The sequence below is a fragment of the Pseudomonas sp. ABFPK genome, from assembly GCF_001586765.1.
GTDB classification, from domain to species: Bacteria; Pseudomonadota; Gammaproteobacteria; order Pseudomonadales; family Pseudomonadaceae; genus Aquipseudomonas; species Aquipseudomonas asiatica.
The window spans coordinates 1-1,805 of the sequence record NZ_LQXW01000071.1; the positions used below are offsets into that span (position 1 = coordinate 1).

At 52.2% G+C, this 1,805-nt stretch carries 3 protein-coding genes; 2 read left to right on the top strand and 1 reads right to left on the bottom strand.

Annotation, left to right across the window (positions count from 1 at the left end; translation table 11 throughout):
• The first annotated feature begins 169 nt into the window (after window positions 1-169).
• Both WM94_RS29905 and WM94_RS26700 read left to right on the top strand, forming a co-directional pair.
• Window positions 170-334 (top strand): hypothetical protein, encoded by a 165-nt coding sequence (locus WM94_RS29905; protein WP_177342435.1) that lies wholly within the window; start codon window positions 170-172, stop codon window positions 332-334.
• Between the two features lie 260 nt (window positions 335-594).
• Window positions 595-1,422 (top strand): hypothetical protein, encoded by an 828-nt coding sequence (locus WM94_RS26700; RefSeq protein WP_028697006.1) that lies wholly within the window; start codon window positions 595-597, stop codon window positions 1,420-1,422.
• A gap of 274 nt (window positions 1,423-1,696) precedes the next feature.
• On the opposite strand, the gene WM94_RS30330 is transcribed toward WM94_RS26700, so the two are convergent.
• Window positions 1,697-1,805, bottom strand: a 109-nt coding sequence (locus WM94_RS30330; protein WP_135199453.1) for an IS3 family transposase, incomplete at its 5' end; no start/stop codon positions are given.

Consider the following 1,805-nt stretch of genomic DNA (forward strand, 5'->3'; position numbering starts at 1 on the left):
AATGCCCCCCCTGCGTCGCTGCGCTCCGACTGCCCGGCCGGATGGCCGTGGAACAGGTGGCCAGATGGCCGTGGAATGCCTGGCCAGATGAGAGCGGACTGGGTGGCCGGATGGCGTGGAATCCGCAGACTATGCGGAGACTGTCAATTCTGTCCACATGCAGCGCGCAATGGAGGCCTACTTCGAACGCCAGGCCGAGCTTACTCGACGCTTGGAAGAAGGTTTGTCGGTGGAGGAATACAAAAAGGAGTTGAAGCTCCTGAAAGAGCTGGTACAGAAAGACTTTGAGGTTGCGCGGGTACGAGAGGCAACGACCAAGACCAAACATCTCTAAGCAAAGTGTTGGCGTGGGCTAGGCCTCCTTCACCACATTGTTCGCAAGGACTCCTCAGATACCCAGCTTCTCGCCCCCTGCGCAGAAAGCGCAGGCGGCCCTTCGAGCCCGTAGCGGCGACATACACACGGCATGGGATACAGAGCTGACAGCCATGCCGAGGTGCGGTAAGGTGCCGTGGACAGTCATTCATCAGGGCTGTCACTCAGTGCTTTGATTTAGAATTACGACTGCACTAATGGATTTAATACAAGAGAAAAATGGAAATTCTAACGTTAGAAAAAATCGAAACAGTTGCAATGAAGTACAACCTTGCCTTCGGCCCATCCACGATTGCGTCCGGCCCCAATACAAAGACCTATAAGCTTGCCATAGGCTTCATCCTGTTAACCGTTGTCTTCATGGTCGGGTCTTTCGCTGCTCAGGTCGCAGACTCCAAGCTCACCTTGCCCCTCTGTCTCATTGCCGCTATGTTCGAGCTAATCGCTCTATACCTACTGGCACGCCGATATGAGCCGGAATATCGGCAGTTTATGCTCAAGAAGCATGGCATCCTGGGTCGCGAGACAACCTACTCCCGCAATAGGCTTGAGGACTATAAGAGTGCTTGGCTGAAGCGGCATATTAATGCCTCCGAGGCTTCCTACTTAGAAATTGTAGAGAACCTCGAAAAAGTCATTACTCTTAGCAAAAGCTTTAAAGAAAATGCGCTAACACTAGGTGAAAGCATCATTAACCACATTTTCAGCATAAAGCTGTTTCGCGGCTTCTTCACCCTTGGCTTCGTCGGGCTCGCGATGAACGCAACGTTCAGGATATTGGACAACAATGAGAGCCTGAAGGCGCAAGCAGCTCCATACTTTCACAATCTCACAGCTTACACTGTTACCAGCATCATCCTTGCGATCTACTGCGCCGTAGTCTTCGGAATGGCTGCCTTGGCCTGGAGAGCCTCAAGGGACTTTTACCTGGAGCGTCGCAAGGGAAAATGCTCGAAAAACTCGTTGAACTTCTTTGTCCAAGCCCTGTTAAAACGAGCCACATTGCCCATCTATGATGCGAGGTTGACCAGTAGGGCAGCGGCTTAAGCTCGTCTGTAAGACTCTCTGTGACAGTCGTCGGCTTGCTACGAGGACTCTGCAACAGGATACGCACCTGATCTTCTGAAGCAGGTGCTATCCCCGCCTGCGGCCATGTAGAGACAGCGCGTCCCAGTCGCCTAGCCTGGCAGCCCAAGCTCTCAGCGCTAGCGTCTCTACCTATCCCTTTGCTTTGACAACCGATTCAACGACTTTCCCTAGTAGCTCAAGCTCACCCTTCTCCAGCTTTCTGGCTTCAAGGATCTGAATCGCCCCTGGTTTCCTAGACACTCTCCAAGCTCAGGAAATAGCGTTTCTCATACTCTATTGGAGACAGCTGCATAGCACTGCTGTGTCGGCGTTTAGGGTTATAGAACATTTCGATGTAATCG

Bases quoted from the DNA above. Each gene is read 5' to 3' on its own strand.
- WM94_RS29905 (WP_177342435.1), top strand. From the start codon at position 170: ATGGAGGCCTACTTCGAACGCCAGGCCGAGCTTACTCGACGCTTGGAA.
- WM94_RS26700 (WP_028697006.1), top strand. From the start codon at position 595: ATGGAAATTCTAACGTTAGAAAAAATCGAAACAGTTGCAATGAAGTAC.